Origin of the sequence: Nonomuraea sp. NPDC049784, assembly GCF_040659615.1 — a bacterium.
In the GTDB taxonomy this organism is placed as follows: Bacteria; Actinomycetota; Actinomycetes; order Streptosporangiales; family Streptosporangiaceae; genus Nonomuraea.
The window spans coordinates 1-8,202 of the sequence record NZ_JBFAMX010000468.1; the positions used below are offsets into that span (position 1 = coordinate 1).

8 protein-coding genes and 1 pseudogene are annotated in these 8,202 nt (G+C 68.6%); 5 read left to right on the plus strand and 4 right to left on the minus strand.

Annotated elements, in window-relative coordinates:
- Together AB0J09_RS48115 and AB0J09_RS48120 are read left to right on the plus strand one after the other, a co-directional pair.
- Nucleotides 1–1,443: PHP domain-containing protein (locus AB0J09_RS48115; RefSeq protein WP_360707231.1), on the plus strand; the 1,443-nt coding region annotated here is incomplete at its 5' end.
- A gap of 71 nt (nt 1,444–1,514) precedes the next feature.
- Nucleotides 1,515–1,655 (plus strand): hypothetical protein, encoded by a 141-nt coding sequence (locus AB0J09_RS48120; RefSeq protein WP_360707234.1) that lies wholly within the window; start codon nt 1,515–1,517, stop codon nt 1,653–1,655.
- A gap of 19 nt (nt 1,656–1,674) precedes the next feature.
- Here AB0J09_RS48120 and AB0J09_RS48125 read toward each other — a convergent pair whose 3' ends face one another.
- Nucleotides 1,675–2,673, minus strand: coding sequence for an MFS transporter (locus tag AB0J09_RS48125; RefSeq protein WP_360707237.1), 999 nt, complete (start codon nt 2,671–2,673; stop codon nt 1,675–1,677).
- A gap of 20 nt (nt 2,674–2,693) precedes the next feature.
- Here AB0J09_RS48125 and AB0J09_RS48130 point away from each other — a divergent pair, with 20 nt between their 5' ends.
- Nucleotides 2,694–2,918, plus strand: a complete 225-nt coding sequence (locus AB0J09_RS48130; RefSeq protein ID WP_360707240.1) for a hypothetical protein — start codon at nt 2,694–2,696, stop codon at nt 2,916–2,918.
- A 203-nt stretch (nt 2,919–3,121) separates the two neighbouring features.
- The gene (locus AB0J09_RS48135) at nt 3,122–4,135 is read left to right on the plus strand and encodes a substrate-binding domain-containing protein (RefSeq protein ID WP_360707243.1); all 1,014 of its coding nucleotides are present in this window, start codon (nt 3,122–3,124) and stop codon (nt 4,133–4,135) included.
- A gap of 19 nt (nt 4,136–4,154) precedes the next feature.
- Here AB0J09_RS48135 and AB0J09_RS48140 read toward each other — a convergent pair whose 3' ends face one another.
- A complete protein-coding gene (locus AB0J09_RS48140) occupies nt 4,155–5,324 on the minus strand; it encodes an endonuclease/exonuclease/phosphatase family protein (protein ID WP_360707245.1) in 1,170 nt (389 codons plus the stop codon).
- 131 nt (nt 5,325–5,455) lie between these two features.
- On the opposite strand from AB0J09_RS48140, the gene AB0J09_RS48145 reads away from it, so the two are divergent.
- Nucleotides 5,456–6,691 carry a suppressor of fused domain protein gene (locus AB0J09_RS48145; protein ID WP_360707251.1) on the plus strand — a complete coding sequence of 412 codons (1,236 nt, stop codon included), beginning with the start codon at nt 5,456–5,458 and terminating at the stop codon, nt 6,689–6,691.
- A 397-nt stretch (nt 6,692–7,088) separates the two neighbouring features.
- Here the strand turns inward: AB0J09_RS48145 and AB0J09_RS48150 are convergent, their stop codons facing one another.
- On the minus strand, nt 7,089–7,523 hold the full coding sequence (locus AB0J09_RS48150; RefSeq protein WP_360707248.1) for an NUDIX domain-containing protein: 435 nt from the start codon (nt 7,521–7,523) through the stop codon (nt 7,089–7,091).
- A 310-nt stretch (nt 7,524–7,833) separates the two neighbouring features.
- Nucleotides 7,834–8,202 (minus strand): annotated as a pseudogene (locus AB0J09_RS48155) (MFS transporter); the annotation flags it as partial.

An 8,202-nucleotide genomic window follows, 5' to 3' on the forward strand; every position in this document is an offset into this window, starting at 1 on the left:
CCCAAGCGGGCCATGGCGCTGCACCAGCGCCTGGGCGTGGACTCCCCGGAGAGCCTGGAGGCGGCGATCCATGCCGGCGCCCTGCACGGCCTGCCGGGGTTCGGCACCAAGACCGAGGAGAACCTGCTGCACGGCATCGCCCTGCTGCGCGACGCCGGCGAGCGGGTCCATCTCGGCGTGGCCATGCCGCTGGCCGAGGACATCGTGACGGCGCTCAGGGCGGTGGGGGGCTGCCATCGCTGCGGGTACGCCGGCTCGCTGCGCCGGATGAAGGACACCATCGGCGACATCGACATCCTGGCCACCTCCAACCGGCCGAAGGTGCTCATGTCCGCCTTCGTCGATCTCCCTCAGGTGATCGAGGTGATCGTGCACGGCGACACGAAGACCTCGGTCAGGACCAGCGAGGGGCTGCAGGTGGACCTGCGCGTGGTGCCGCCGGACGCGTGGGGCGCGGCCATGCAGTACTTCACCGGCGCCAAGGCGCACAACATCCGCACCCGCGAGATCGCCGTCCACCGCAAGCTCAAGCTGTCGGAGTACGGCCTGTTCGACGCCGTCACCGATGAGCTGATCGTCTCCAAGACCGAGGAGGAGGTCTACCAGCGGCTCGGCCTGCCGTGGATCCCGCCGACGCTGCGCGAGGACATCGGCGAGATCGAGGCCGCCCTGGCCGGAGAGCTGCCCGACCTGGTCACAGAAGAAGACGTACGCGGCGACCTGCACACCCACACCACGCTCACCGACGGTCACGCCTCGCTGGAGGAGATGCTCGCCGCCGCGGCCGAGCGCGGGTACGCGTACTACGCCGTCACCGACCACGGGCCCAAGCTCTACATGCAGCAGATGACCCTGGACAAAGCCGTCGCGCAACGCGAGCGCGTCCGCGAGCTGGACGGCACGGGCGGGCTCAGGCTGCTGCACGGCATCGAGCTGAACATCGACCCGGACGGTGACGTGGACTGGCCGCCCGACGTGCTGGCCGGATTCGACGTGTGCGTCGCGTCGGTGCACTCCCACTTCGACCTGCCCCAGGACGAGACGACAAGGCGGCTGGTCCGCGCCGCGGAGCACCCATGCGTCAACATCATCGGCCATCCCAGCGCCCGCCTGATCGGCCGCCGCCCGCCGATCGACGCCGACTGGGACCAGGTCTTCCAGGCGTGCGCGCACTCAGGCACCGCGCTGGAGATCAACGCCTTCCCCGACCGTCTCGACCTGGCCGCCGAGCTCATCCGGCGGGCCCGGCGGTACGGCGTGAAGTTCGCCGTCGACAGCGACTCCCACGCGGTCGGCCACCTGGCCAACCTCCGGTACGGCATCGGCACGGCCCAGCGCGGCTGGCTCACCGCCGAGGACGTGATCAACACCTGGCCGCTGGAGCGGCTCACCGCCTTCCTGCGGAAGGAGAAGGCGTTCACGGGAGCAGGGAGAGGCCGCTGACGGTACGCTGTGAGCTGCGCAAACGTCCTCAGCTGACGTCCCGCGGCGCCCGATCCTCGAAGGAAGGCCCCATGAGCAATCACGTCCACGTCCGCGTCAACCACGGCCTGGCCGTCACCGAGGACGGAGACCTGATCGAGGAGTACCGCTGCGGGTGCGGCGCCACCTGGACCCGCGTTCACCAGGCCGACGAGGGCCGTCCGGAAGGCTGACCGCCCCTTCGGGGCCGCGTCAGCCGCGACGTTCCCGGCCCGAGAGCCCGACGTCACCGATGTCCGAAGCCCGGCTCGGTGCTCGTCGCGCGCTGATCGTCATCACAGCGAGTCCGGCCAGGACGATGGCGGCGCCGACGTACAGCGGAGCGGTGTAGCCGAGGCCGGCGCTGATGGCCAGGCCGCCGAGCCAGGCCCCCAGCGCGTTCCCGACGTTGGAGGCCGACACGTTGGCGCTGGCAGCGAGCGGGACCCCGTTCGCGTAATCGGTGACGCGGGTGATCATGCCGGGGACGCCGGCGAACCCGAACAAGCCCAGCAGGAAGACCAGGACCACCGATGCGACGGGACTACTGGCCAGCAGCCCGAACGCGGTGAGTGTAACGGCGAGGGCGGCCAGGGAGACGATCAGCGTGCGGTCCCGGTTACCGTCCGCGGCCCGCCCGCCGGCCATGTTCCCGATCAGCAGGCCGCTGCCGTAAACGACGAGCAGCCAGGCGACGTCGGCGCTGGAGAAGCCGGTGATCCGGGTGAAGGTGTAGGCGATGTAGCTGAACGCGCCGAACATCCCCCCGTAACCGAGTGCGGTGGCCGCCAGCGTCAGCCAGACCTGCAAGGAGCGGAACGCGCGTAGCTGGACACGCAGCCCGTTCAGGCCGGAAGCCGTCGAGGGATGCGCGCGGTCCACCGCGCCGGCCCAGCCCGGCACCAGCGCCGCGATGGCGATCATGGCGATCACGCCGATCGCGGTGATCGCCCAGAACGTGGCGCGCCAGCCCCAGCGTTCGCCGACCAGGGCGCCGAACGGTACGCCCAGGACGTTCGCGAGTGTCAACCCGGCGAACATCACCGCCACTGCCCTCGACGCCCGCTCCGCCGGAACCATTCGCCGTGCGACGAGCGAGCCGATGCCGAAGAACGAACCGTGGCACAGGGCGGCGACGACGCGTCCGAGCAGCATCACCGGATAGCCGGATGCGACGGCGGACAGGAGATTGCCGGCGACGAACAGCGCCACTAACCCGATGAGGACCCGACTTGCGGGACAGCCCGCTGGTGGCGGCGGTCACCACGATCGCGCCGACCGCGACGCTCAGCGCGTATCCGGAGATCAACCACCCCGCCGCGGCCTCGGACACGGCCAGGCTCAGGCTCACCTGCGGAAGCAGGCCCGCGATCACGAACTCGGTCAGGCCGATCCCGAAACTGCCGAGGGTCAGCGCGATGAGCCCGACGGGCATTCGCCGGCCGCCGTTTGCCTGAATCATCACCCGAACATCATCCATCGGGACGCGAGCCGGCCCGATCGCGGACTGCCCGTCGGTTGGAGCGTCTGCAATCCACTGCGCCTTGGTTTTCCCTTCTTGGGGAGCAGCAGGCGGGACATCAGGGCAGGTGGGACTCGGACCCGTACGGCGCCTTGGTCAACCCTTTAAGGTAGACATCGGGTGTTAAGGGAGGAATCGATGCCGGGCAACCCTGGGCGTACCACGCTGGCCACCGTCGCCGCCTCGGCCGGCGTGTCCGTGGCTACTGTGTCCAAGGTGCTGAACGGCCGCCGCGACGTCGCGCCGGGCACCCGTTCGCTGGTGCAGTCTCTGCTGCTGGAGCACCGCTACGTCCCGCGCTCGTCACGCCGGGACCAGGCGCAGGTGCCGGGCACGGTCGAGATGTGGGTGGACGAGCTGTGCGCGTACTCCACCGAGATCATCAAGGGTGCGATCGAGGCCGGAGCCCGGTCGGGCGTGGCGGTCGTCGTCACCAACACGAAAGGCATGGCCGGCGGCGACACCTCCTGGGCTCGCGACCTGGCCGCCGCCGGCTGCCGAGCGTTGATCACCCTGACCAGCGGGCCGAACTCGACCCAGCTCGCCGCGCTGTCCCGGGCCCGCTTACCGGTGGTCGTCATCGACCCGCTGAACCTGCCGGACACCCCCGTGACCAGCGTCGGCGCCACCAACTTCGCCGGCGGGCTGTCCGCCACACAGCATCTGCTGGCCCTCGGCCACCGCCGCATCGCCTACCTCGGAGGCCCCGCGACCACGGCGGTCAACCAGGCCCGCATGCACGGCTTCCGCGCCGCGATGGAAGCCGCAGGCGTGCCCGTACCTCCCGAATACATCCGCAATGTGGGCTTCTGCTATCCCCACGGGGTGCAAGAAGGTGCCGCCCTGCTCGACCTGCACCCCGCGCCCACGGCCATCTTCGCCGCCGGTGACGAGAGCGCCCTCGGCGCAATACAGGCCGCCAGGGCCCGCGGCCTGCGCATCCCCGAAGACCTCAGTGTCGTCGGCTTCGACGACACTGAGGTCGCCATCATGGCCTCGCCGCAGCTGACCACCGTACGCCAGCCACTGCGCGAGATGGGCGCCGTCGCCCTGCGCACCGCGCTGCGCCTGGCCGCCGGCGAGAAGATCGAATCCCGCCACATCGAGCTGGCCACCGAACTCGTCATACGCGGCTCGACCCTGGCCGCCTGACCAATCGGGTGTCAGACGGTCAGGTGAGGGTCGTCTCTCGGCAGTCCTTCTCCTCGCCTCCCTTGTAGAGGCACACCCGCGCGACCGGCGAGCTGACCGTGCCCGATCCGGTGGTGAAGGTGCCGCAGCGGTCGGCGTAGGCGCCGTCGTTACCGGTCACCACCAGGCTGCCACCGGTGCGAGCGTACACATAGGCGCGTACACCCCAGCCATCCGGCTTGTTGTCGCAGACCCGCAGCGTGGAGCTGTTGTCGGAGTACACGGCGAGGTTGGCCCAGCCCTCCCGGGACGCCGCCCCGGCCAGGACCGCTCCCACCTTGGTGGCCGCTGTGCCCCTGATGGTCACATTGGCCACCACCGGATAGTGGTCCGAGGCGGAGGTGGTGACGGTGTGAGCGCCGGTGACGTCGAATCCGGGGGTGGCGTAGACGTAGTCGATCCGGGCATCATCACCGTCTCCGGGGTGGGTGATGACGTTGGCGCCGATGTTGGGGTTGACCTGGGTCCAGGTGTCGTACCAGCCGGCTTGGGCGAACCAGGGCCTGATCTCGTTGTCCGGCCGCACATTGAAGTCGCCGGTGAGCAGCATCGGAGTGGGCATCAGCGAGGCGTTGGACACTTTGTCGATCGCGGCTCTGGCCTGCCTGTTGCGCCGCTCGGTCGCCTCGGTCCCGAGGCCCGGGGAGAAGTGGGTCGTGTAGATCCGCACGTCGGTGCCGTTGACATTGATCTTGGCGCCGCCGAGGCTGCGCAGCACGGCATCGCTGTCGGATGGATACTGCGGCAGCTGGTACGTGAGTCTCTCGGTGATGTCGTACTTGGAGAGGATGAGGTTTCCCGCCACCCCGCCGAGGGCGTTGGTGTCGCTCTTGGCGAAGTGCGCCTCGTAGACAGGGAACCTGTTCAGCAGGAGCTGCCACTGATTGTCGCCGCCGACGGAGGTGTTGTTGTGCAACTCCTGGAGCGTGATGATGTCCGGATCCTCGGCCGCGATGACATCGACGATGCGCCCGAAGTCGTACACGCCGTCCGTTCCCGTGCCGCCCTGGATGTTCCAGTCCATGACCTTCAGGCTGGTCGCCGCGGCCGCGGCGGGCGCGAGAGCGACCGCCCTCGCCCTCTCGCCGCCCGCACCGGGTGCCACCACCACAGCAAGCACTACCGCCGCGGCCGTCAGCGCCGTCCTCAAGCTGAGCTTCGGTATGACCGTATCTCTCACAAGATCTTCACATCACAACAGCCTTCACAGGTCAACCTGTCGCACAACGGTTCGTCCGGTGATCTGAGCCCTTTCGGGGACAGGGCGCTCTCGTGATCATTATGATCTCGGCCAGCCCACGCTCCCTCCTGGAAGGCATCCTCGTGGCCACGCATGCTGAGCTCGTCCAGGTCTTCGGCGCGGATGGCGTCGTCACGCTCGACCGGGCCGACGTCGAGACCCATGGGCTCCGTCCCGGTGACATAGAGGTGCTGTGCTCGGTCGGGCTACCGGTGACCGCCGACATCCACTTCACCATGAAGGTGGATGGCCCGTACGAAGCCCTCACGCTGTTCGACGCCGAGACGCAGGACAGGCCGGCGCGCTTCCTGATCCTCGGCAAGGCGTGGGCCGACGACCGGATCCGCTATGCCATGGAGCTGGAGAGCGGCAACGTGTTCATCCTCGGCCTTGAGGACGGCATGCCCAACGGCGACAACGAGACGATCAACACGACGCTCGACGCCTTCGTGGAGTTCCTCTACCGGATCGAGCTGCGCCGTAAGGAGATGGCCGGGGCCTCTGCCGAGGAGGCGCGCCCGTACACCGACAAGCTCATCGGCGAGCTGAAGTCCCGGGACGAGCGGGCTCTCGCTCCTGGCACCCTGTGGGGCGGGCTGTTCGAGGCGTTCCTCCAGGCCGGCGTCCCGGAGATCCGCGAGGGCAGCCGTACAGCGATCGACGCGGCTCTGAAAGCCCTCCTGCCCGACGGGCGGCCGCTGCGCTGGTCGACCGGGACCGCGATCGGCCGGGGCGTTCAGGAGCTGAGTGCCTACCGTGCGGACGGCTACTGGTTGCTCGTCACCCACGGCTTCAGCGACCTGGACGGCGACCTCGACCTGGACGGCGACCTCGACCTGGACGGCGACCTCGACCTGGACGGCGACCTCGACCTGGACGGCGACCTCGACCTCGAGACGGCAACCAGCGGCCTAGGCTTCGAGCTGACGATGCGGGTGCCCCGCCAGGACGACGATGAGATGCCGCCCGGCTGGTCCCTGCAGACGCTGTGCGACCTGGGCGAGTACGTCTTCGGCGAGGGATATCCCTTCGCCGACGGACACCGGATGGGCGTCGCCGGCCAACTGGGGCCGGAGAGCAGCCGGCTCAACGCTCTGGCCTTCCTCACCGACCCGCACCTGGGCGCGATCGACACCCCCAACGGCAGGGTCGAATTCATCACCGCCGTCGGGGTCACCCGCGAGGAGCTCGCCGAGGCCAAAGCCACCAGCAATGACATGGTCCTGGCCCGCCTCACCGGCGAGCACGGCGTTCCAGTCACCGACGTCACCCGCTGAGGACGGCGACACCTACACGCCCGCCACCGACACAGGCCACGGTTCAGTACGTCTTCGGGCCGACGGGGAGTCGCTGCACCGCGAGCCCCTGGGCGAGGACTACGCCGTGGGGCCCCTACGCACTGGCAGCGGACGGCACGGCGGCGGCGGTGACACACCAGCGAGGCCGGGTGACCATCCTCGTCCACGACCTCACGTCCGGTCGAGTCGGTCCGTGTCGAGGGCACTCTTCACACGTTCGCCTGGACAGGCCCGTCCCAGGTCACCATCCACGAACATCAGGAGAAGCGCCGACCCTTGTACGTGTCCTGCAGGCCGATACCGTCACGAAGAAGGTCAGGACCAGGGACGCCTATCCGGTCCTGTCCGACTTGATCAGCTTCGAGTCCTGCGGCGGCTAAGGTCTGTCGGCGGGCGTCGACATCGCGCCGAATACCCCAGACTGGGCCAGCAGAGGCAGCACTTGGTTGCGGATCGCGGGTGCGAGAAGGGGTATGTAGGAATCCCGTCCGTTCGTCCAGCCCAGAGTGGCCAGCTCGGCAGCGGGCGTTGGTGAGCCATCGATCTGCGTCACGAACACTGTCAGCCGCATGGGAACGCCCTCCAGAACGGCCACGTCCTCAACGTGGCCGAGCAGATTCATGTCGAGCGGGGAGACTCCGAGCTCCTCGTTCAGCTCACGCACAAGGGTCTGCTCGGCGGACTCTCCATCTTCGGGTTTTCCTCCTGGAAGGTAGAACACCTCGGGGGCGATCTTCTTGCTGACGAGGAGCAGCCGTTCCTGCTCGACCACCGCAGCCGCCACCACTTGCATCACGTCCATAGCCGTCATGCCCCGAAGTATGTCAACGACGTGTCCGAGCACGCCTTCCAGACCGAGGTGCCGGAGGGCCTGCGGCTGCGGTCGTTCGTCAACGCGAGCCGCCGCCTCCGGACTCCGACAGCAAGAACTGGATGATCTCCGACCCGCTGCCCAGCCACCTGGGGAAGCCCAGCGATCAGAAGGCTGAGCAGGGATTAAGGCTGTGGCTGGCCCTCGTCATCTCTTATTGGTTCTGGCGCCCCCACGGAACAGTGACGGAACGAGGACGAGCACGCGCGGGTGCGGCGACCGCACCTCTCTGCACGAGCCCAGCTGCCCGTCAGTCGCCTTGGTGATAGTCGGTGAGATTGCGCAGGTGCCGGATCGGTGAGGCCAGCAGGACCAACGGAATGCAGGCGGCCGCGACGACAAAAGTCATCAGGGCTACCCGGCTGCTGACGACCCCGGCGATTACTCCGGCGATCAAGCCGCCGATCGGGATCGCACCCCAGGAGACGAAGCGGACCGTCGCCATCACCCGGGGCAGCAGTTCGGGCGGGCTGGCCATCTGCCGGTAGGTGCGGGTCACCACGCTGAGCACCACCACGCCGGCGGAGAAAACCACGTTGCCGGCGGCGAAGGCGACGAAGGCCTGCCAGCCGGTGCCGAGGGGAACGACAAGCGCCCCGGCGACCGAGACGAATCCGGC